We start from the raw sequence: 21,417 nt of genomic DNA, 5'->3' as shown, positions 1-21,417 counted from the left end.
ATCTTTGTCGAGGTGCGGCCGTTCCTGTGAGCGCGATCGACGCCCGAGAGGCGATCACCCGGGCCCACCACGAGGAGTGGGCGCGCGTGGTCGCGACCCTGACCAGGCGCTTCGGTGACCTCGACATCGCCGAGGAGGCGGCGGCCGAGGCGTTCGCGACCGCAGTCCAGCGGTGGCCCGCCGACGGCGTACCCCCCAACCCCGGTGCCTGGCTGACCACCACCGCGGGCCGCAAGGCCATCGACCGGATCCGGCGCGAGAACAAACGCGACGACAAGCACAAGGAGGCTCTGCTGGTGTACGACGACGACCCGCCCGAGCGTGCCGGCGCCATCGCCGACGACCGGCTCCGGCTGATCTTCACGTGCTGTCATCCGGCGCTGGCGATGGAGTCCCGCCTGGCGCTGACTCTGCGCATGGTCGGCGGTCTGACCGTGCCCGAGATCGCCCGCGCCTTCCTGGTGGCCGAGACCGCCATGGGGCAGCGGATCACCCGCGCGAAGGCCAAGATCAAGGCGGCCCGCATCCCCTATCGGGTGCCGGCCGCGGAGGATCTGCCGGGCCGCGTCTCCGGCGTACTCGCCGTCCTGTACCTCGTCTTCAACGAGGGCTACCTGGCGACCGGCCCCGGCACCGATCCCGTACGCCACGACCTGACCGCCGAGGCGATCCGGCTCACCCGCCTGATCCGTGCCCTGATGCCGGACGACGGTGAGGTGGCCGGGCTGCTGGCGCTGATGCTCCTCACGGAGGCCCGCCGCACCGCACGGGTCTCGGCCGGCGGCGAGCTGGTCGCCCTCGACGAGCAGGACCGCGGGGCCTGGGACGCGGCGCTGATCGCCGAGGGTCATCGGCTGGTGCGCGAGCGCCTCGCCGCTGCCGCCGCCGGGGTGGCTCCGTGTCGCTACCAGATCCTCGCGGCGATCAACGCCGTGCACACCTCCGCCCGCGACATACGCGACACCGACTGGTCGCAGGTCCTCGCCCTCTACGACCAGCTCATCCGCCTCGACCCTTCGCCGATCATCGCCCTCAACCGTGCCGTCGCCGTCGCCGAGCTCGACGGCCCGCAGGTGGCGTTGGCGGCCGTCGACCGGCTCGAGGACGAGCTGGCCGGCTATCACGCCTACCACGCGACCCGCGCCGACCTGCTGCGCCGGCTGGGCCGCGGTCATGAGTCGCGCGCGGCCTACGACAAGGCCATCGAGCTGGCGGGCAACACCGCCGAGACCGCCTACCTGAAACGCCGCCGTGGCCAACTGGGGCAGTGATCTGGTTCCGTCCCGAGGCCGACTCATCTATAGTCACGACATATCTCGACTTGGAGGTCAGGATGGTGAGCGTACGGAGCGCGGGCAAGGCCCTGCTCGACCGGCTGTTCGTCCACGGCACGGTCACCGCGACGGACCTGGTCACGCCGCGGATGCGCCGGATCGCGATCGCCGCGCCCGGCCTGGGCTGGACCCCGGGCCAGCACATCCGTCTCGTCGCCGAGGGCCTGGTCACGCGCCGTACCTACTCCGTGTGGGACTACGACGGCTCCGCGCTGGAGCTGTACGTGCTCGACCACGGCGACGGGCCCGGCGCCCGCTGGGCCCGGTCCGTACGGCCGGACCAGGAGGTCGTCTTCACCAAGCCGGAGGGCGCCCTGGTGACCCGCCCGTCCGCGTACCACCTGTTCGCCGGCGACGAGACCGCCGCGGTGGCCTTCGGGCCGATGCTGCGCGCGCTCGGCGCGGACGCCTCCGCGTACGGCGTGATCGAGGTGGACACCCCGGCGGACCGGCTCCCGATCGACCTCACCTGGCGTTTCCGCGAAGGCGCGTCCGCCGCCTCGTCGGCCACGCTCGTCCAGGCCGTCCGCGAACTGGACCTCCCGGACGAGCCGGGCACCGCCTATCTCGCCGGCGAGGCCCGCACCGTCCAAGCCGTACGTGCCCATCTCGTCGGCGACCGCGGCTGGCCACGCCGCTCGGTCGTCACCAAGCCGTTCTGGACTCCCGGCAAGAAGGGTATGGAGTAGTTTCAGGGAGGACTTTGACCAGGAGGTTCGATGTCAGCGGCTGACCGGACGCGTCGGTCGCCGTTGGCGTGCCTGCTGATCGCCCTGGTCGTCGCGTTCGGCCTGAGCGGCGCCGCCCAGGCCGGCGCCGCCGCCGATCATGGTCATCCGGTGGTGGCCACCGCGACGGGCGGACAGGGCCCCCAGGCCATCCTCGATCTCCACGCTCAGCCCCGGCCGGGCGAACACCGCCAGACCGGCACCGGGGCGGGACTCCTGTCCGCCCTGGTCGTCGTCCTCCTGGCCGGTCGCCGCCGGCTCCTGTCCCCAGGACGTGACGTACTCCCGGCCTCCGGACGCCCTGCCTGCGGCAGCCGCGCGCCACCCGTGTCCGCGCCGGCATAGGCGGACGGCCCCGGGAGGGCCGCCCGTCGATGGCGGCGTCCCGGTGTCCCGGTCTCCGGAGGAGACCCTCACTACTCCGGGTGGCCACGCCACCCGGCGATCTTCCGTGGAGATGACTCCATGACCGTTCTGTTCACCATCATTTTGATCATCTCCGGCTGCGGTGTCGCGCTGCTCGCCTGGATGTTCCGCCGGGACGACTCCCGGCTGGGGATGGCCGCACTGGGCGTGCTGATCGCCGCCAACGTGCTCGCGATGGTCCACGCGGCGCTGGACGCCTGACGCGCGTATCGCCCCTCACCCCCGGAATACGGCCGTGACCCGCGGCCTACTCTGGGAGTGAGGGGCCAATCGCCGCGTTCGCGTCACTGCCCCGGCCCCGGGACCTACGCGGACCTGATCGGGGGGAAGACACATGACTTCGCCGGATGAGAAGCAGCGGCAGCTGGACGTCCATCGGGTCGATCCCTGTGCGGGCGTGCTCACCACGGACCAGGGGATCCCTGTCGACGACACCGACAACTCTCTCCGGATGGGCGAGCGTGGGCCGACGCTGATGGAGGACTTCCACTTCCGCGAAAAGATCACTCACTTCGACCACGAGCGCATCCCGGAGCGTGTCGTCCACGCACGGGGCGCCGGGGCGTACGGGCACTTCCAGGTCTACCAGTCGCTGGCGGACTACACGAGCGCGGAGTTCCTGCGGGACGCGTCGGCGAGCACGCCGGTGTTCGTGCGCTTCTCGACGGTCGCGGGGTCCCGCGGATCGGCGGACACCGTACGGGACGTGCGCGGCTTCGCCACCAGGTTCTATACGAACCAGGGCAACTTCGACCTCGTGGGCAACAACATGCCGGTCTTCTTCATCCAGGACGGGATCAAGTTCCCGGACTTCGTCCACGCGGTGAAGCCGGAACCGCACAACGAGATCCCGCAGGCGTCCTCGGCCCACGACACGCTGTGGGACTTCGTGCAGCTCCAGCCCGAGACCACGCACATGATGATGTGGATGATGTCGGACCGCGCGCTGCCGCGCAGCTTCCGGATGATGCAGGGATTCGGGGTGCACACGTTCCGGCTCGTCAATGACGCCGGGGTGGGCACGTTCGTGAAGTTCCACTGGAAGCCGCGGCTCGGCACGCACTCGCTGGTGTGGGACGAGACGCAGAAGGTGGCCGGGAAGGACCCGGACTTCAACCGCCGTGACCTGTGGGAGGCGATCGAGGCCGGCCAGTATCCGGAGTGGGAGCTGGGCCTGCAGCTCGTGCCCGAGGCCGACCAGGACCGGTTCGACTTCGACCTGCTCGACGCCACCAAGATCATCCCGGAGGAGCAGGTCCCGGTGCTGCCGGTCGGCCGCATGATCCTGGACCGCAACCCGGACAACTTCTTCGCCGAGGTCGAACAGGTGGCGTTCCACCTGGGCAACAGCGTGCCCGGCATCGACTTCACCGACGATCCGCTGCTGCAGGCACGGCTGTTCTCCTATCTGGACACACAGCTCATCCGGCTCGGCGGGCCCAACTTCCCGCAGCTGCCGGTGAACCGGCCGATCGCGCCGGTGCACAACCACCAGGTCGACGGCTACCACCAGACCGAGATCACCAAGTCCCGTACGACGTACCACCCGAACTCCCTGGGCGGCGGCTGCCCCGCCCTCGCCGAGGCGGGCGCGTACGTCCACTACCCGGAACACGTCGCCGGCGACAAGATCCGCAAGCGCGCCGGGAGCTTCGCCGACCACTACTCCCAGGCCACGCTGTTCTGGAACAGCATGAGCGCCTGGGAGAAGGAGCACATCGTCGCGGCGTTCCGGTTCGAACTGGGCAAGGTCGAGCACCGGCACGTACGTGAGGGCGTGGTGGCCAACCTGAACCGCGTCGACCACGACCTCGCCGTCATGGTCGCCGAGGGCGTCGGCGTCGAGCCGCCGGACCGGGCGGTGAGTGAGAACCAGGGCCTCAGGTCACCCGCCCTGAGCCAGGCGAACACCACGCACAGCCCCGCCACCCGGAAGATCGCGATTCTGGTCGCGGACGGCGTCGACGCCGACGACGTGGAGATGGCGTGGGCCGGCCTGTGCGACCTGGCGGCGAACCCGGAGATCCTGGCCGCGAGGGACGGCACCGTACGTGCCGCCGACGGAGCACTGGTGAAGGTCACCCGTGCCCTGCCGACGGTCGACTCCGTGCTGTACGACGCGCTGCTGATACCGGGCGGAATGGACTCCATCCGCACGCTGTCCCAGGACGGGAAGGCGGTGTACTTCGTCACCGAGGCGTTCAAGCACTACAAGGCCATCGGCGCGCTGGGCGACGGCGTCGAGCTCCTCCTGACCGCCCGCGTGCCGTGCGAGGACCGGCACGGCCACCACGAGGGCGTCGTGATCGGTGAACGGTCGGACGGGGTCTTCATCAAGGAGTTCGCCGACGCGGTGGCGACCCATCGCCACTACGAACGCGAGGTGGCGGCCGTACCCGCGTGAGCGGAATTGGGAGCGGCCCCGACCTTACGGGTCGGGGCCGGCTCTCGTCGTACGGGGGTTGCTTACTTCTTGGGCATCATCAGCGTGTCGATGATGTACACGGTGGCGTTGGCGGTCTGGACGTTGCCGCAGACCACGTTGGAGTCGTTGACCTTGTAGGACTCACCCGAGCCGCTGGTGGTGACCATGCCGCCCTGGAGGGTCTTGAAGCTGCCGCTGCCCAGGGCGTCGGGGGCGACCTTCTGGCCGACGACATGGTAGGTGAGGATGCTCGAGAGCGTCTTCTTGTCGGCGAGCACCTTGGCCAGGGTCTTCTTCGGGATCTTCGCGAACGCGTCGTTGTCCGGCGCGAACACCGTGATGTTCTGCGCGGAGTTGAGGGTGTCCACCAGGCCGGCCTTCTTGACCGCGGTGACCAGCGTGGACAGGGCCGGGTTGTTGGAGGCCGCGGTGGCCACCGGGTCCGCCGACATGCCGGAGAAGCTACCCTTGCCGCTGCTCGGCACGGCCGAGCAGCCAGCACCGAAGGGCTTGTCGGACATCGCGGCGCTGGACGTCGCGCCAGCGGCCGGAGCGGACGCGGTGGACGAGGAGGACGAGGCGCTGTCGTCGCTCTTGCTGCCACCGCAGGCCGCGCCGCTGAGCAGCAGACCGCCGGCGACCATACTTACGGCCAGAACACGGGTCTTCACGTGACTTCTCCTTCTGATTGATTTCATGAACCGAACAGGCCAGGTCGTCAGGTGACCGTGACCACGACCGAATGCCAGCCAGTCGCCCCGTTGGGGATGATTGGCACGCGTTTCTGGGGCTGGACGGTGCCCGTGCCGTCGGTGGCGCGGACCTCCAGCCGATGTGAGCCGGGCGCGGCGTCCCACTCGAGGACCCACTGGCGCCAGGTGTCGATACCGGGGACCGGCGCGAGCTCGGCCCGTCGCCACGGCCCGTTGTCCACGCGGACCTCGACCACGTCGATCCCGCGGTGCTGCGCCCACGCGGTGCCCGCGATCGGCACCCGACCCGCCTTGACCTGCGCGAACGATCGCGGCACGTCGATACGGGAGAGCGTCTTGATGGGCGCCTGCTCCGAATAGCCGCGCTTGGTCCAGTACGCCCTGTCCGTGGAGAACCGGGTGACCTTGAGATCGACCACCCACTTGGTCGCCGAGACGTAGCCGTACAGGCCGGGCACGATCATGCGGGCCGGGAATCCGTGCGCGACCGGGAGCGCTTCACCGTTCATGCCGACGGCCAGCAGTGAGTCGCGGCCGTCCATGATCGTCTGGATCGGCGTGCTGATCGTGAACCCGTCGGTGGAGCGGCTGAGGACCTGGTCCGCGCCGGACCGTACGCCGGCGCTTCTGAGCAGAGCGGGCAGCGAGGCGCCCAACCAGCGGGCGTTGCCCGCGTACCTGCCACCGACCTGGTTCGAGACGCAGCTCAGCGTGATGTCGCGTTCGAGCATCGGTTGCCTGAGCAGGTCGTCGAAGGACAGCTCGACCGGGTGGTCGACCATGCCGTGGATCCGCAGCATCCAGTCGTGCGGGGAGACCTGCGGGAGGGTCAGGGCCGTGTCGACGCGGTAGAAGTCGGGGTTGGGCGTGACGAACGGCGTCATGCCGGGGACGCGGATCTGCGCACCGTTCGGGACGGCCTTGGCCGTGGAGACGGGCCTGGGGAGCCGTACGTTCTTGCGCGCGGCGCCCACGTTGTCGCGCGCCAGCAGGAGCCGGCCGCCCAGGCCGCTCGCGCCGGCGACGGCGACCGCTCCGGCACCGGTGAGGAGAAGACTCCGCCGGCCGGTGCCGGACGGGCCCTTGGGTTCGTCCCGGTTCGCGATCTCGTCGGAAGGCTCTCCGCCGCCGCTGGAGACCACAGCCCGACTGGGCACTTTGACCTCGCCGGCTCCGCTGGGCACCTTGGCCACGTCGGGCGCGGGAGTCTCGTCCGGCACTCGCGGGTCGGTCTCCGGGCTCGCTTTCGTCCGCCTCGCCGGGGCCGTCGCGAGGCCGGCGCGTGCCATCGCACGGACGAGGAGGGTGAGGGCGGCCATGCCGGCCAGGCCGCCGGCGATCGACGGGACGGCGGTGATCCAGTCGTTCGCGGGCCGGGTCACGGCCGAAACCGCGCCGAGCGCACCAAAGGCCATAAAACCGATCAGGCCCGGCACCAGACGCTTTCTCGCCACGATTCCGATCACAATCGCGAGAACCGCGATGCCGGCGCCCAGACCGATCAGAAGAGCAAGTTTGTCATTAGTACCAAAATGCCGGATCGCAAACTCTTTGAGCCACTCCGGGGTCAAAGTGATGCCGACCGCACCCACCGCGATCACGGGTGATGCCTGCGCACCTCCGGCGAAGGCCGCGAACAGCTCGGCGATTCCCAGCGCGACGCCTCCGGCGAGAACGCCGGCGACACCGCCTACCGGATGACCGATCCATTTCGCTTTCACATCGGTTATTCGGGGGCGAGCGCGCCGCGGTTTGGTGCGGATTCAATATTTTTTCTGCGCGCGACCCGAACAGCGCCTGAACTGGACGGTCAGACTTCGATGACCTGGAGGCTGCCGATGCCCCGGAGGTGGCAACGCGACCCGGCGAGCGTGATCGGGACCGTGTCGAGACGCATGTCGGCCACCCGCGCGGCGTAGCTCGGCGCGAGGCCGCCCAGCGGTATCGGGATCGTCCAGGGCTCGATGGGACCGGGGACCTGGGCGCCGGGGTTGTCGAGCGCCATGAGCCACTGCCCCTCGACGAGCGCGAGCGTGAACTCCGCCGTACGCGCGACCACGCACGCGTGCCCGCCGAGCGGTGTCACCCCCTCGTACGCTCCGTCGAGGCCGAGGTGGTGCACCCGCCAGGTGCCGTCGTCGGCGGACTCGGCGCACACCGAGACGCCGGTCGGGCCGACCGCCGCGCTGTGCGCGCGGCCGGGTACGAGGCTGCTCCATCTCCGGTCGCCGGTGACCAGGTCGATCGCGTGGACCCCGGTGTCGCGGGCGGCGGAGGCGTACTCATAGTCGTGCTCGCCGCGGTCGGTACGGTCGAAGGAGGCCAGGTCGACCGCGATGAGCGCGTCGCCGGCCCGGCCCGCCAGGACGTACCCGCCGGTGTCGGCGGACCATCGGGCCGCCCCGGTGGCGGCGTTCCGGCCCACCCACGTCTGCGCCGGGCCCGGCCGGCCGTAGTCGGGTGAGGTCGCGCCGACGACGGTGTCGCCGCTCGCGTGGAGCAGCCATTCTTCGCTGCTCCAGCGGTAGTGCTCCTCGCCCCAGAGCCGGTACGTGATGCCCTGGCGCCGGCCCTGGCGGTACAGCCACGAGCACAGGTAGCCGTCGTCGTCCAGGGCACGGACCGCGACGCGGAGCTTGCTGCCGATGTCGTACGCGACGATGTCGTAGGGATCATCGTCGGGCAGCTCGTCGACCGCGCGTACGCTGCCGTCCCTTCTGACTCTCATGACCTGCAAGGACGTGTCGTGCTCGTAGACGGGGAAGACGATGTCACCGCCGGGGGCCGTACTGATCTCCCCCGGCTCTATCTCCCGGCCGCTGGCCTTGCGGCTCAGCCGGAAGCGCTCACCGTCGCCGTCGATCGCCTGCAGGATGGGCGCCTCGCCCATCTCCTGACCGCCGGCGCCGCCCGTCAGCAGAATCAGGTCATCGCTCACCACGGGAGCCGCCGACCAGCCGCACTTGGACTCGATCACCGGGTAACGCGGTCCGTTACCGAACACCACACGATTATGTCTCCGCGACGGAGATCCTGGTACGGCGCCCTCGCAATGGGGCTCTCGGCGCCACGTGGCCCAAACGCCGCGTACGCGACAGGGCAGGGCAATACCCTTCCCTTGCCGATTGATGAACCCGCGGGTCAGCATCCGCGTCCCATCACCGGGCAGGGACGAATCAGGGACCGGTATTCAGGGGGCGGTATGAGCGGACTCGACAGGCGCCAGGCGTTGCTCACCGTCGCTGCCGGTGCTGTCGGGCTCCTGGCCGGTGGCGGGCCCGTGGTCGTACGCGGACTGCAGCCCGATCCGGCCCCCAGGACACTGAGGGCGCGCCGCACGGCCGCACACGGCCCTCCGCCGGACCCTGGATACGCGCACGGCCCAATGCAGGCGCTGCAGCGCCCGGCTCACGGCCTGAAGGACATGTCGCCGCCCGCCCCGCCCACGGCAGTGGCCCTGACCATCGACGACGGGCCGCACCCGACCTGGACGCCGAAGATGCTGGACCTGTTGGCGGAGTTCCGTGTGAAGGGGACGTTCTCGCTGATCGGGGAGCAGGTCGCCGAGTACCCGCAGCTGGTCAGGCGCATCGTGGCCGACGGCCACCAGGTGTCCGACCACACGATGACCCATCCACTGAACCTGCCGCAGCTGTCCGCGGCCAAGATGAAGGTCGAGATCGGCGACGCGCACGACCGGGTCGCGCAGCTGACCGGCGTGGCGCCGAAGTTCTTCCGCTCCCCCGGCGGCGCCTGGTCCACCCAGGTCCTCGACACGGCCGCCGAACGCGGCATGATCTGCATCGACTGGGCCGTCGACCCCCGCGACTGGGCACGCCCGGGTACCAGCCGGATCTCCAGCGCCCTCCTCGCCTCCAAGCCGGGCGACATCCTGCTGTGCCACGACGGCGGCGGCGACCGCTCCGAGACGATCGAAGCCCTGCGGAACGTCATCCCGACGTTGCAGAAACGCGGCCTCACGTTCGTCGCCCTCTGACCGCTCGCCTGCCGTCCCCGGGGGTCAGCTGAAGTAGTGGCCCTGTTCGATGTCCTCGATGAGGCCCGGGTGGGTGGGCTTCCAGCCCAGGAGATCCTGGGTGATGGTGCTGGAGGCGGGCATGTCGGTGCCGAGGAGGCGCACGAGCATTCCTCCGAACTCCTCGGCGGGCAGCGACCGGGCGGGCAGGTTCAGATGCCGGCCGATGGCCTCGGCGATCTCACGGATGCGTACGCCTTCGTCGCCGACGGCGTTGAGCACCGCGCCGGCGGGAGCCTTCTCGACGGCCAGCCGGTAAAGACGCGCGGCATCCTTCACGTGGACGGCGGGCCAGCGGGAGGCCCCGTCGTCGACGTAACCGGAGACGCCTCTGGCACGGGCCGCGGTGATCAGCTGGGGGATGAAGCCGTGGCGTTCTCCCTGGCCGTGCACCGAGCGGGGCAGCATGACCAGAGAGGTGCGCACGCCCCTGTCCGTGGCCGCGAGCGCTGCCCGCATGTTGGTGATGCGTGCCGCGATGGGCCCGGCGGCGATGAGTTCGTCGCGTTCGGTCGCGGTCCGGCCGGGTGTGACGAGCGTCGCGCCGGAGATGAGCAGGGGCTTACCGGAGCCGGCGAGGCCGGCGGCGAACGTCTCGATGGCCATGGCATCGGTCCGCGTCGCGGCCTCGGTCACGCTGGGCACGACGAAGGCCAGATGGATGACGCCGTCACTGTCGAGGGCACCGGCGCGCAGCACGTCGGTGTCGTTCAGGTCGCCGCGCAGCACCTCGGCGCCCCTGTCGGCGACCGCTTTGGCGGAGGCGTCCGAGCGGGCCAGTCCGAGGACCTGGTGGCCGGCACTGATGAGTTCGGGGACGACGGCCGAGCCGATCCAGCCGGAAGCGCCGGTGACGAAGACGCGCATGGGGATTCTCCTTGGTCGTGCCTCAGGTGGATGAAGATGCGCGGCCGTGGAGGCCGCGGCCGGAGTGCCGATGCGATCCGGTCGCATCAACTCTAACACCGCCATGCGACACCGTCGCATCACTGCTCGCCCGCTGATGCGATCCAGTCGCCTCGCTTATACTGTCCGGGTGAGCAGATGGGCGCCGGACGCGCGTGAGCGCCTGGAGACCGCCGCGCTGGGCCTGTTCGTGGAGAACGGCTACGAGGAAACGACCGTCGCGCAGATCGCTGATCGCGCCGGCTTGAACCGCGCCACGTTCTTCCGGCACTTCGCCGACAAGCGGGAGGTCCTGTTCGGCGGTGAAGACGTGCTGGCCGGGCTGTTCGCCGACGGCATCCGTGCCGCCTCACCGGATGCCACGCTCACCGAGTGCCTGCAGGCGGCGTTCGCGGCCGCCGAGGTCGCGATGACCCCGCAGCAGCGGGCCAAGGCCGCCCAGCGCGTGCTGGTGGTCGCGGCGAACAGCGAAGTGCAGGAGCGGGGGCTGCTCAAGCACGCCCGGATCGCCAGGTCGATCAGCGCCGCCCTGCGCGAACGAGGTGCGGACGAGCTGACAGCCCGGCTGGGGGCGGAAGTCGGGATGCTCGCGTTCTCGGTCGCCGTCGAGCGCTGGATGTCGTCGGGCGACGACGAACCGTTCCCGGTCCATGCCGCAGCGGCCTTGAACGACCTGCGGGTGCGTGTGGCCGAGCTCGACTCCCCGTCCCGCCTGCCGGCCTGACCTGAGTTCGGCGGGACGCGAACGACCGGCCCACTCGTGCCTGGAGGACCTCGCCGATGGCGACCTTGCGGGGCGCGGGACGCGGCTGACGTCGCTCGGCACGGCAGTCCGCGGTCAACCGGCGGGTACTCACCCGAGGCCGCACGATTGCGACGGACCTCGCGCGACACGCCCGAGGGATCCCGACTAGTGAAGCTGCCACCGCCAACCGAGGGTGATGCCTCAGCCGCGGTTGACACGGGGGTCCTGGGGGCGGCCACGGTGTCCAGTACGGGCAGAAGGTTCTCGCCCACTGCCGCCCGACCGCGTTGGGACGTGGCCAGGGGGACGGCGTTCGACGCGCTGGGGCTCGGGTTCGTCAGGTGCGGTCAGTTCGTGGCAAGCGGTAGCAGGTCTCTCCGGGCCGGTGGTGTTGCGGCATTCGGGGGTCGCGTCATGGGTCTCGGCTCGGCTCCGCGGCGATGCCGAACGGTTTCCCGTCGCAGAGTGTGGGTTCCGTGACCGGAGGCGGGGCCGGGGTCTCGTCTCCTTCGATACGCGCGGCGTACCTGAGGAGCAGGTCGAGCGCGTGCCGCAACTCGGCCTGCTCGGCCGGCAGGGTGTCGGCGAACGATGACGCGATGGCCCCCGGGTTGAACGCCGCCGAAGCCGACCCGGCCGGCGGACCCGTGACGGGATCCACCTCGACCCCGGCCGCCGGCCGGGGCGGGAAGATCGGCCCCAGCTGCCTCGGACTCTCCCGCGCGGGGTCCTCGGCCCCCTGCGCCTGATCCCGCGCGGCCGTCTCCCGGCGCCGGGAGACGGCACGTTCCCGAGCCGCCCTCCGCCGGCCGGGCTCACCCCGCACGCCCTCGCCCTCGCCGGAAACCGCCCGCTCGACCTCGCTCTTCGGCTCCACACCACGGAACCCCACCCCATCGCGAGCCGCCCCCCGCCCACCCGGGACACCCCGCACACCCCCACCCTCACCGGAAACCCCCCGCTCCACCCCACCCTTCGGCTCCACACCACGGAACCCCACCTCGTCCGGAGGATCCGCGTGCGGCCGGGGCACCGACGGGTCTCGCGCGTCATCGCGGTCCGTCTTGCGGCCGCCGGGCACGTTCCGGCGCCTTGCGCCGTCCTGCCCTTCCCTGTGGCCGGGCGGTGGCACCATGCGGGCCGCCTTCTGCTGCTCCTCCACACGGTCGCGCGCGCTCTCCCCGCGTCGCGCGCCGTCCGCCGCACGCTCACCCTTCGGAGAGACCACCCGCCCACGCCGCGTGCTGCGGCCACCGGGCATCTCCCGCCCCGCCCCGGGCTCAGCCGGCACCGCACGGCCGCGCGTAGTCCCGGCCCGGCCTGCCTCGTCCCCCACGCCCTCGCCCTCACGGGGCACCGCCCGTCCGCGCCGGGGATCGCCGGGACCGGGCTTCTCGTGGCGGTCCGCGTCCTCGCGTCCGATCGGTGTCGCGGCGCCGCGGGTCTGCCGGCGTTCGGTGGTGCGGTCGCGTGGGCCTTCGCGGCGGCGGGCGCCGTCTCCCGTGTCCTCGCTCAAGGACGACAGGGCTCGGCCGCGGCCGTCCTGGCGCCTTCCGGTGCGTTCGCCCGTGGCCTCCCGGCGAGGCCCCTCCCGGCCGGGCCCGTACGGCGAACGTCCGCCTGGCGCCGCGTCGTGGCCTACGTCCTCGTGCTCTTCCCTGCGGTCGCGAGCCTCTTCCCTGCCCGCTCCACCGCTCGTCCCACCCCTCCGCGACGCGGCGACCCGTCGTCCGCCTTCCTCGCCTTGACCGCGCGCCGGGTCTTCTGACGCGCCCTGACGCGGCGCCGCACCCCGCCGCACGCCCGTGCGGTCGCGGGCCTCGGCCTCGCTCGGCTCGCGGCGGCGCGTGGCCGAGTCGCGATGTGCGCCCTCCACAGGGCGATCGTGGGCCGCCTCCCGGTCACGGGACGCTCGCGGGTCCTCGGGTCCTCCCCCGGGGCCGCAGGTCCTCTCCCGGCTTTCCGGCACCTCTCGGGAACCCCTGCGGTCCCGTCCATCCTCCGTACGCCGCCGGGGCGGCCGGGCAGGGTCCGCCCCATCCCAGGCCGCCGCCGTTCGATCGCTTGCGTCCTCATGCGACCCCGTACGTTCCCGCGACCCCGTACGCTCCCGCGCGGCAGGGCGGCCGGCGCCGTCACGCGTGTCCTCGTGGCGGCAGTCGCCCGGCCGATGACCCCCCTGGCGGTCCTCGCCATCGCCCCACGCGTCGTCGGAAAAGGCGCCGAACTGTGCCGGCAGCCTGCGGAAGTGCCGTGGGATCCCCAGCGTGAGCACGTACCCCCACAAAATCATGAGGTTGCGGTAGATGTCGTACCGCTCCCGGTCGTCGGCCTTGAACACCGCCAGCGCGAAGAGCATCGCTTCACCGAGGATGAGCAGTAGTCCCCACGACGCCACGACCACAATGACCGATGCCAGGACGAACTCCGTGAAGTGGACCTCGGTCGCCGACTTACCGAACACATGCCCGTCCGACACCGCGCCGCACAGCCAGTAACCCGGACCCAGCAGTCCCCCGGCGACATAGAGGATGAGCCGGCAACGCCGCGCGCCGCGACGGCGCACCCGGTCCCGCTCCGGCGGCCCGGAGTGCCGGGACCTCTGCGCCTGGTCACCCACGACCGCCACCGGCTGCAGGGTCCGGTCCGCCGCAGGCACCGGACGCGCACCGCGCCACGGCCGACGAGGAAGGACGTGCGGCACGGCCTGATAGCACCTTGGAGTCGCCACGACGATTCATAAATCGCAGCGAAATGGTCATCATTGCCATTTCATCACAACTCCTGCATAGGGCCTAGTCTGCGAGAGCGAATCGGGACAAGTTAGGTCAGGTAAGAGAACTGGCCGACGGGTTCCCGCGTCACCGACGACGACAAGCGCAACGGCGGGGCGACGACGGGGGTACGGCCTTCGGTTTTCAGTTGTTCGGCTCGACTCACTCTCACCTGGATTCCTGCCTCGAAAACGACCAAGGAAATCCAGGCGCCATTGCCCGGCTTCGGAAAGTTAATCGACGACCGCTTCTTCAGGCACACTTTATACGTCACTCTACGTGACGCCACAGATGCGGCAGAGCCGGATAAATGGTGCGCCATAGCCCCGCATACATCCCAGCCCTCCCGTACGCCGCCTCACCGAACGTCACCAGCGCCCGTTTAGGACACACGCGATTGTTCGCGTTGCTAATGACATCACCCTCGGCGTCGGCGCGATTACACACCGTCAATATCGAGCGGCGTGAGCTCCGGCAGATTTCCCATCTCCGGCAACGCCTCGACCAGGCACGCGCCGGCCGGCGAACATCGGCGTGCGTCGCCGACTCGGGGCCATTATGTTCGGTTGGATAGTCTGGTGATCATGTCTAGGTATGAGCCGGTTCCGGACGGGGCGGATTCGTCGGACCAGACGACATCGGGGATCGACGTCAACCACCCGCACGCGGCCCGCATGTACGACTACTACCTGGGCGGCAAGGACCATTTCGAGGCCGATCGGGTGACCGCGGAGAAGGCGCTGCAGAGTTGGAGCGCGGTCCGTACGGGCGTCCGCGAGAACCGCGCCTTCCTCGGCCGCGCCGTGCGCTATCTGGCCGAGGAGGCGGGCATCCGCCAGTTCCTCGACATCGGCACCGGCCTGCCCAGCGCGAACAACGTCCACGAGGTGGCCCAGAAGGCCGCACCGGACTCCCGCGTCGTCTACGTGGACAACGACCCGATCGTGCTCAGCCACGCCAAGGCCCTGCTCACCGGCACCCCCGAGGGACGCACCGCGTTCATCGAGGCGGACCTGCGCGAGCCGGAGAAGATCCTCACCCACCCGACCACCAAAGATGTGCTCGACTTCGACCAGCCGCTGGCGTTGCTGCTGGTGGCGGTCCTGCACTTCATCCCGGACCGTGACGACCCGCGAACCGTCGTCCGTACGCTGGTGGACGCCCTGCCGTCCGGCAGCTACGTGGTCTCCTCCCACGTCACGCCCGAACACGACCCGGAGGCCGTACACGGGCTGGAGGAGTCGTACTGCACCGCCGGCGTACCCGCCCAGGCGCGCCCGATGGAGGACTTCGTCCAGCTCGTCTTCGACGGACTCGAGCTCATCGACCCGGGCGTGGAGATCGTGTCCGACTGGCGGCCCGAGTCCTCCGGCCCCCGCCCGAGCGCCGTCGAGGTCAGCAACTACGGCGGCGTCGCGCGCAAGCGGTGACGGCTCAGCCGGCCGCTCTGTGCTCCACCCACGCGCGTGACGCTTTCTTCATGTCCTGGGTCCACTGGGGAGCGCCGGCGTCCGGTATCTCCGCCCACCGTCGCGCGCTCGCCCGCGCGAACACCATGAGCGCGTCCGCCGGCGCGTCATGCCAGGCGGGCACGTCCGCGAACACCCGCTCCGCCGCCTCCGCGCCATGCCCGTTCGCGATCAGCCGCAGGACCATGCATGCCGGGGCGATCCAGCCGGGTCCCCGTGTCGGCCACGCCCAGTCGACGAGCAACGCACGGTCGCGGGTGACGAGCACGTTGAGCGGGCTGTAGTCGGTGTGGAGAAGCCGGTCGCCTTCGAGCCACTCCAGCTCCGCGGGCCCGTCCACGTACGCCCGCCAGCGATCTTCGGCGGGCTTCACGGGCAGGTCGGGACACCGCAGCGCCCCCAGCTCCACCAGGGTCGCCGCGATCTTCGCCAGGTCCGGGGAACCGGGACGGTAGTCGGCGTGCCGGCCGTCCACCGCCTCGAACCCCAGCACGTCCCACTCACCTTCGACCCGCCACAGCAGCCGAGGCGACAGACGGGTGACGTACGGGTTGACCAGCGCTTCCATGTCCTGCGTCCCGCGACGCCGATGGTCGCGGCGCATCCCCTTGACGAACACTGGTCCGGTCTCGGTCGTGAGCACCGCCGCCAGCGCGGAGTTGAGCCCTTCCGACACTGTCTTCGCCGAGGAGACCGTCCCCGTGCGCCGCTCGATCGCTTCCCTCGTGCCGCGGGGAAGGTCCTCCCAGTGGACGTGCTCAACCACCGGCCCGCCTCCCCGCGACCGCCACGACGGCCATCACTCTGTGACGGTGTGGCCCGCGTCCCGCAGGGCCGCCACGGCGTCGGCACGCCGGTCGAGCGGTACGAGGACGAGGTCGGCGTGGAAGGTCGAGGCGACGAAGACGGGGACGTCCGCCCCGGCGAGCGGGCCGATGAGCGCGGCGAGCATCCCGGGTATGTCGAGGCCGTGCGCGGTCTCGCCCCCGTAGAGTCCGGCCCAGAGCCCAGGCGGATCCGACGCGTCGGTCGCGCGTACGACCGTGAGCCCTTCCGGTGCCCGGACCAACGCCACCCACGAGTCATCGGAGGGCATCCGCGCCTCCGGAAGGTGTTCGAGAATGAACCGCGAGGGCAGAACACGCAGACTCTGCGCGGGCGACGAACTCATCCGACCAGGCTAGTCACTCACTTTCGGTGACGGCCACCTCGACACAGTCACCCTGCTGGGTCCCGCTGCGGCTGCTCTTGCGCCAGACAGGAGAACTCATCCCATCGCCTCCACGATCTGAATGATCAACTCTCGGGATTGATCCTCGGGCAATGCTTTCTGCCCAATGCGGTCATACCGCGTTACGTATGATCGCACCTCTGTTGTGGAGGGCACCAGCCTTCCTCCGCCTGGGGACTCCGTGAACGCCACGTCGCCTCCCGCACCCGTCATGATCTTGAAGCTACCGTCCAGCCCAGGATGGGCTCCGGCCGACCTGGGGATGATGCGTAGTCCGATGTTCGTCCTTTGCGACATCTCAAGGATGTGGGCGAGCTGCTTCCGCATCAGCTCCGATCCGCCGATGTTCCAATGCAGGACATTCTCGGACAGCAACACGAGTATGAGGGGTGGGGGGTCCCGCTCAAGGATCGCCTGCCGGGCCATCCGTTCCGCGACAAGCTCCTCGACGTTCGGTTCTCCACCCGCTGTGAGCAACTCGTGCGCGTACTCCGGAAGCTGGAGCAGACCCGGGATGACCGACGCCTCGTAGACCTTGATTACCGAGGCTTCAGACTCAAGGCCGACGTGCTGCTTGAACCAATTTGGATCATGGCCTAAGCGGGCGTACCAGAGCATCGTGCCGAAGTGGCCGCCGGTGCGCCAGCGTTCGTCCAGGGCCGCTGCCTGGCCTTCGTCCAGTTTGGCCTCGCCGTTCTCCAAGCGGGAAATGCTGGAGCGTGCGCAGTTGATCAGTTTCGCGACCGCGTCGCCGGACAGGCCGCGCTGGGTGCGGTAGAGGCGCAGGTCGTGGGCGAGCCACGCCCACATCGACGACTTCGGGTCCGGTGATGGCTTCGGGAGCACGGCCCACCTCTGAGTTGTCCTGGGTCTTCCGGGGCTGAAGAGGAACGGCGACAGATTAACGCGCCCCTTGCATTCTTGTGCGCAGTTCACGACGGAAAAATCGAGATCCAAGGAGGGCAGAGGATTGCGCCCGACGTCTGAAGTACAGGCCGCCACCGAAGAGACGGTACTGCGGCCTGATATCACGGAGAACCGGACGTACCGATTGCCTCTCCCCCCGCATCCGATCGCGGCCGAACAGGCACGTATATTGATGCGTCTCGCCCTCGCCGACTGGAATATTCTCGACATTATCGACAACGCTCTCATCATTACCGCCGAGCTCGTCGCAAATGCGGTGAAGATTGGCGACGTCTTCCACCTCACCCTCTCCCGGCAGGGCCGCACCGTGCTCATCGAGGTCTGGGACGGCAGCGAGGCGTGCCCCGACCGCCGGCGGCGGTCCGTCGAGCGCGTGGACGGCCGCGGCCTGCTGCTGGTCGAGGCGTGTTCCAAGGACTGGGGCTGGCGGTTGGAAGACCACGGCGGCAAGACCGTCTGGGCCATCGCGGGTGACGACGGAACCGACCCCGGACCCTGCTCCGACCTGCGGATGTGACCCGCCTAACCCATGATCGTCCCGGCCCTGAGTGCGCTGTGGCCACCGCCGGAAACCCCCCGAATCCGGCGCCGGCCACGGGGAAGCGGAGCGGCTCAGGGCCGGGGCCCGAAGCAGGAAGCTCCCCCATGCAAGAAGACCTGCTGAGACCACGCGAGGTCGCCGCCATCTTCGGCGTCCGTACCCCCACGATCGCCCGATGGGCCCGCGAGGGCAGGCTGACACCATTGCGTACGCCCGGCGGCCACCGCCGCTACAGCCGCGCGGCGGTGCGCGACGTGCTGACCGCCGACAGGGCCGCCGCCGGCAGGGCCAGAAGAACTGCGGGACCCACCGGGCTTGAGTCTCAAGTGACTTGAGACTTCATAGTGGCGCGGACATCCCCTTATAAGGAGCCACCATGACCCCGCCCATTTCCGAGTCCACCGTCTCTTCCCACGGCGTAGACATCGCCGTCCGCGACCACGGCGGAAATGGCCGGGCGGTCGTCCTGCTGCACGGCGGCGGCCGGACCATGGACGACTGGCGGGCGGTGGTGCCGGGGCTGAGCGAAGCCGGGCTGCGCGTCGTCACCGCCGATCTGCGCGGGCACGGGCGTTCGGGTCCGGGGCCGTGGTCGTGGGCGGCCGCGATCGACGACCTCACCGCCGTGACCGCCCAGACGGGACTGGAGAGCCCGGCCGTCGCGGGGCACTCGCTGGGCGGGATGGTCGCGGCCGTCTGGGCGACCCGGCACCCGGAGTGCCCGCTGGCCGTCAACCTGGACGGCCACACCAACCCCACCGGCCCGTTCGAGGGGATCGACGAAGACGCCGCGCGCCGTACGATGCGCGCGTTCCTCGACGCGTCGCTGGAAACCGCCGGCGACCCCGCGCTGACCCGGCTGATCGAGGAGTTCGACGCCCTGGACCTGCTCGGCACGTACGCGGCCACCCGGTGCGAGCTGGTCGTGGTGTCGACGACCGGGACCGGCGTGGAGCGGCTCCTGCCGCCCGAGGTCGCCGAGGCGTTCGCGGCGTACCGGCGGGGGTTCGCCCGCGCGCTGACCGCCGTCGCCGCCACCACGCCCCTGCTGACCCTCGTGGACCTCGCCACCGACCACGACGTACACCTGGAGGCCCCCGATGACGTCGCCCGCCTCATCCTGGACCGCCTGACATGAGCCTGCGCACCATCGGCCAGGTCGCACGGCTCAGCGGCCTTCCGGTGCCGACCGTGCGGTTCTACTCCGACGCGGGCCTGGTGCCGCCGGTCGACCGTACGCCGGGCGGATACCGGCTGTACGACGAGGAGGCGCTGAGCCGTCTCGAACTCATCCGTACGCTCCGTGACCTCGGTGTCGACCTCGCCACGATCACCCGTGTGCTCACCGGCGCGCGTACCCTCGCCGAGGTCGCCCGCCGCCAGGCCGAGGCGCTGGAGACCCAGATCCAGACCCTGCGCGTGCGCCAGGCCGTCCTGGCGTACGTCGCCGCGCGTGGCACGGACGCCGCCGGGCTCGCGCGGGTCAACCGGCTCGCCCGGCTCTCCGACGAGCAACGCCGCGTCCTCGTCTCCGACCTCATCGACGAGGCGGCAGGCGGGCTGGACCTGGAGCCCGGCTTCGCCGCCCGCGTACGGCTGCTGCCCGGCCTGCCCGCCGAGGCCGCGCCGGAACAGATCGAGGCGTGGATCGAGCTGGCTCATCTCGTCGGCGACGCCGGCTTCCGCGCCGGAGTGCGGCGAGCGTTCGAGCGGCACGCCGCCGACCGTGCCTCCGGCGCCGACCGGGGCGACCCGGAGAGCTGGCGGCGGGCCGAGAACGCCGTCCTGAAGCTGGCCGGAGCGGCGCGAGACCGGGGTCTCTCGCCGGTCTCCGCCGAGGCCCGGCCGGTCGCCGAGGAGCTGGCCGCCGTCTTCGCGGCGGCGCACCGGCGCGAGGACGACGCGGAGTTCCGCGCGTGGCTTACCGGACGGATCCGCGTCGGTGCCGACCCGGATGTCTCCCGGTACTGGCGGCTGCTGGCCCTGGTCAACGGCGAGGAGGGCAGGCCCGATCCGGTTCCGGCCGCGCGCTGGTTCCTCGCTGCGCTGACGGGTCCGTGGCGCGACAATGGCGCCATGCGCATCAGAGCGGTCCGCGATGACGAGCTGCCGATCCTGCGGGACATCGAGTGGGCCGCCGGAGAGTCCTTCCGTGCCATCGGCATGCCCGAGATCGCCGATGACGAGCCGTTCCCGCTGGACGTTCTCGCGGGCTACCGGCGGGCCGGGCGTGCCTGGGTGGCGGTGAGCGACTCCGACCGGCCCGTCGCGTACCTGGTCGCGGACCTGGTCGACGGCAACCTCCACGTCGAGCAGGTCTCGGTGCACCCGGACAGCGCGAGACGCGGCGTGGGCAGGTCGCTGCTCGACCATCTCGCGGGGCTGGCCACGGCCGACGGCATCGCCGCCCTGACCCTCACGACGTTCACCGAGGTGCCGTGGAACGCCCCGTACTACGAGCGGTGCGGGTTCCGGTGCCTCGACGAGGCCGAGCTGACTCCGGGGCTGCGGGAGCTTCGCGACCGCGAGGCGGCGCACGGCCTGCACCGCTGGCCTCGCGTGTGCATGCGCCGTGACCTCTGATTTCTGTCGGTGAGCCCGGGCAGACTGGCACGGACTCGAAGGGGAGCCATGTCACCGATACAGCTCGAGCCGTGGGCCGACAAGGACCTTGTCCTGCTCCAGCGGCTCAACACACCCGAGATCTGGGCCCACCTGGGCGGTCCGGAGACCGAGGAGCAGGTGCTCAAACGGCACGCGCGCTACCTCGAGATGGAGACGGGCGCCGGGGGCATGTTCACCGTCGTCCTGGACGGCGCGACGGCCGGCAGCGTCGGCTACTGGGAGCGCGAGTGGCAGGACGAGACGGTGTACGAGACCGGGTGGAACGTCCTGCCGGAGTTCCAGGGCAAGGGCGTGGCGACCGCGGCCGCCAAGGCGATCATCGACCGCGCCTCCGCCGCGGGGAGACACCGGTGGCTGCACGCGTACCCCTCGGTCGACAATCCCGCGTCCAACGCGATCTGCCACAAGGCGGGCTTCACGTTCGCCGGGGAGCATGACTTCGAATTCCCCAAGGGCAGCTTCATGCGCTGCAACGACTGGCGCCACGAGCTGTAGACCCCCGGCGAGGCGGGGTGCATGTCGGACGATTCCGTGATG

Annotated in this window: 22 protein-coding genes; 13 read left to right on the top strand and 9 right to left on the bottom strand. The window is 70.4% G+C overall.

The window, feature by feature from the left end:
• Positions 1 to 26 precede the first annotated feature (26 nt).
• The 5 genes from FB559_RS22160 to FB559_RS22145 all read left to right on the top strand — a co-directional run bounded on the left by FB559_RS22160 (position 27) and on the right by FB559_RS22145 (position 4,892).
• The gene (locus tag FB559_RS22160; protein ID WP_246121894.1) at positions 27 to 1,271 is read left to right on the top strand and encodes an RNA polymerase sigma factor; all 1,245 of its coding nucleotides are present in this window, start codon (positions 27 to 29) and stop codon (positions 1,269 to 1,271) included.
• Positions 1,272 to 1,333: 62 nt separating this feature from the next.
• The gene (locus FB559_RS22155; RefSeq protein WP_141957421.1) at positions 1,334 to 2,023 is read left to right on the top strand and encodes a siderophore-interacting protein; all 690 of its coding nucleotides are present in this window, start codon (positions 1,334 to 1,336) and stop codon (positions 2,021 to 2,023) included.
• A 30-nt stretch (positions 2,024 to 2,053) separates the two neighbouring features.
• Positions 2,054 to 2,407, top strand: a complete 354-nt coding sequence (locus tag FB559_RS22150) for a hypothetical protein (protein WP_141957420.1) — start codon at positions 2,054 to 2,056, stop codon at positions 2,405 to 2,407.
• A 120-nt stretch (positions 2,408 to 2,527) separates the two neighbouring features.
• Positions 2,528 to 2,689 (top strand): hypothetical protein, encoded by a 162-nt coding sequence (locus FB559_RS44035; RefSeq protein WP_185792341.1) that lies wholly within the window; start codon positions 2,528 to 2,530, stop codon positions 2,687 to 2,689.
• Between the two features lie 133 nt (positions 2,690 to 2,822).
• Positions 2,823 to 4,892 carry a catalase gene (locus tag FB559_RS22145; protein ID WP_141957419.1) on the top strand — a complete coding sequence of 690 codons (2,070 nt, stop codon included), beginning with the start codon at positions 2,823 to 2,825 and terminating at the stop codon, positions 4,890 to 4,892.
• Between the two features lie 62 nt (positions 4,893 to 4,954).
• On the opposite strand, the gene FB559_RS22140 is transcribed toward FB559_RS22145, so the two are convergent.
• The 3 genes from FB559_RS22140 to FB559_RS22130 all read right to left on the bottom strand — a co-directional run bounded on the left by FB559_RS22140 (position 4,955) and on the right by FB559_RS22130 (position 8,630).
• Complete coding sequence (locus FB559_RS22140) at positions 4,955 to 5,584, bottom strand: fasciclin domain-containing protein (RefSeq protein ID WP_246121892.1); 630 nt, start codon at positions 5,582 to 5,584, stop codon at positions 4,955 to 4,957.
• A 47-nt stretch (positions 5,585 to 5,631) separates the two neighbouring features.
• Positions 5,632 to 7,080 (bottom strand): molybdopterin-dependent oxidoreductase, encoded by a 1,449-nt coding sequence (locus FB559_RS22135; protein ID WP_246121890.1) that lies wholly within the window; start codon positions 7,078 to 7,080, stop codon positions 5,632 to 5,634.
• Positions 7,081 to 7,436: 356 nt separating this feature from the next.
• Complete coding sequence (locus FB559_RS22130) at positions 7,437 to 8,630, bottom strand: hypothetical protein (RefSeq protein ID WP_141957417.1); 1,194 nt, start codon at positions 8,628 to 8,630, stop codon at positions 7,437 to 7,439.
• Between the two features lie 198 nt (positions 8,631 to 8,828).
• Between FB559_RS22130 and FB559_RS22125 the strand changes: the two genes are divergently transcribed.
• Positions 8,829 to 9,623 carry a polysaccharide deacetylase family protein gene (locus FB559_RS22125; RefSeq protein WP_141957416.1) on the top strand — a complete coding sequence of 265 codons (795 nt, stop codon included), beginning with the start codon at positions 8,829 to 8,831 and terminating at the stop codon, positions 9,621 to 9,623.
• A 24-nt stretch (positions 9,624 to 9,647) separates the two neighbouring features.
• Here the strand turns inward: FB559_RS22125 and FB559_RS22120 are convergent, their stop codons facing one another.
• Entirely contained in the window at positions 9,648 to 10,529 is an 882-nt protein-coding gene (locus FB559_RS22120) for an SDR family oxidoreductase (RefSeq protein WP_141957415.1), read from the bottom strand.
• Positions 10,530 to 10,698: 169 nt separating this feature from the next.
• Here FB559_RS22120 and FB559_RS22115 point away from each other — a divergent pair, with 169 nt between their 5' ends.
• Positions 10,699 to 11,292 (top strand): TetR/AcrR family transcriptional regulator, encoded by a 594-nt coding sequence (locus FB559_RS22115; RefSeq protein WP_185792340.1) that lies wholly within the window; start codon positions 10,699 to 10,701, stop codon positions 11,290 to 11,292.
• A gap of 433 nt (positions 11,293 to 11,725) precedes the next feature.
• Here FB559_RS22115 and FB559_RS22110 read toward each other — a convergent pair whose 3' ends face one another.
• Complete coding sequence (locus FB559_RS22110; protein ID WP_141957413.1) at positions 11,726 to 13,942, bottom strand: hypothetical protein; 2,217 nt, start codon at positions 13,940 to 13,942, stop codon at positions 11,726 to 11,728.
• Between the two features lie 729 nt (positions 13,943 to 14,671).
• On the opposite strand from FB559_RS22110, the gene FB559_RS22105 reads away from it, so the two are divergent.
• Positions 14,672 to 15,517 carry an SAM-dependent methyltransferase gene (locus tag FB559_RS22105; RefSeq protein ID WP_141957412.1) on the top strand — a complete coding sequence of 282 codons (846 nt, stop codon included), beginning with the start codon at positions 14,672 to 14,674 and terminating at the stop codon, positions 15,515 to 15,517.
• Between the two features lie 4 nt (positions 15,518 to 15,521).
• Here FB559_RS22105 and FB559_RS45635 read toward each other — a convergent pair whose 3' ends face one another.
• Genes FB559_RS45635 through FB559_RS44030 form a run of 4 tightly spaced genes read right to left on the bottom strand, consistent with a single transcriptional unit; the run spans position 15,522 to position 17,633 of the window.
• Positions 15,522 to 16,322 carry an aminoglycoside phosphotransferase gene (locus tag FB559_RS45635; RefSeq protein ID WP_141957411.1) on the bottom strand — a complete coding sequence of 267 codons (801 nt, stop codon included), beginning with the start codon at positions 16,320 to 16,322 and terminating at the stop codon, positions 15,522 to 15,524.
• A gap of 33 nt (positions 16,323 to 16,355) precedes the next feature.
• Positions 16,356 to 16,727, bottom strand: coding sequence for an ACT domain-containing protein (locus FB559_RS22095; protein WP_141957410.1), 372 nt, complete (start codon positions 16,725 to 16,727; stop codon positions 16,356 to 16,358).
• Positions 16,728 to 16,740: 13 nt separating this feature from the next.
• A complete protein-coding gene (locus tag FB559_RS46775) occupies positions 16,741 to 16,827 on the bottom strand; it encodes a DUF397 domain-containing protein (RefSeq protein ID WP_141961849.1) in 87 nt (28 codons plus the stop codon).
• Complete coding sequence (locus FB559_RS44030) at positions 16,824 to 17,633, bottom strand: helix-turn-helix domain-containing protein (RefSeq protein ID WP_185792339.1); 810 nt, start codon at positions 17,631 to 17,633, stop codon at positions 16,824 to 16,826. The genes FB559_RS46775 and FB559_RS44030 overlap by 4 nt, the downstream gene beginning before the upstream one ends.
• A 124-nt stretch (positions 17,634 to 17,757) precedes the next feature.
• On the opposite strand from FB559_RS44030, the gene FB559_RS44025 reads away from it, so the two are divergent.
• The 5 genes from FB559_RS44025 to FB559_RS22065 all read left to right on the top strand — a co-directional run bounded on the left by FB559_RS44025 (position 17,758) and on the right by FB559_RS22065 (position 21,375).
• Positions 17,758 to 18,231 carry an ATP-binding protein gene (locus FB559_RS44025; RefSeq protein ID WP_185792338.1) on the top strand — a complete coding sequence of 158 codons (474 nt, stop codon included), beginning with the start codon at positions 17,758 to 17,760 and terminating at the stop codon, positions 18,229 to 18,231.
• A gap of 128 nt (positions 18,232 to 18,359) precedes the next feature.
• On the top strand, positions 18,360 to 18,590 hold the full coding sequence (locus tag FB559_RS22080) for a helix-turn-helix domain-containing protein (protein WP_141957408.1): 231 nt from the start codon (positions 18,360 to 18,362) through the stop codon (positions 18,588 to 18,590).
• Positions 18,591 to 18,631: 41 nt separating this feature from the next.
• Positions 18,632 to 19,393, top strand: a complete 762-nt coding sequence (locus FB559_RS22075; protein WP_141957407.1) for an alpha/beta fold hydrolase — start codon at positions 18,632 to 18,634, stop codon at positions 19,391 to 19,393.
• Positions 19,390 to 20,838, top strand: coding sequence for a GNAT family N-acetyltransferase (locus tag FB559_RS22070; RefSeq protein ID WP_141957406.1), 1,449 nt, complete (start codon positions 19,390 to 19,392; stop codon positions 20,836 to 20,838). Before FB559_RS22075 ends, FB559_RS22070 begins: the two co-directional genes overlap by 4 nt.
• Before the next feature lie 48 nt (positions 20,839 to 20,886).
• Positions 20,887 to 21,375, top strand: a complete 489-nt coding sequence (locus FB559_RS22065; RefSeq protein WP_141957405.1) for a GNAT family N-acetyltransferase — start codon at positions 20,887 to 20,889, stop codon at positions 21,373 to 21,375.
• The last annotated feature ends 42 nt before the right edge of the window (positions 21,376 to 21,417 follow it).

The sequence above is a fragment of the Actinoallomurus bryophytorum genome, assembly GCF_006716425.1.
Classification (GTDB): Bacteria; Actinomycetota; Actinomycetes; order Streptosporangiales; family Streptosporangiaceae; genus Actinoallomurus; species Actinoallomurus bryophytorum.
The sequence above is the reverse complement of the archived record's forward strand: the minus strand, read 5'-3'. Positions and strand labels throughout refer to the sequence as shown.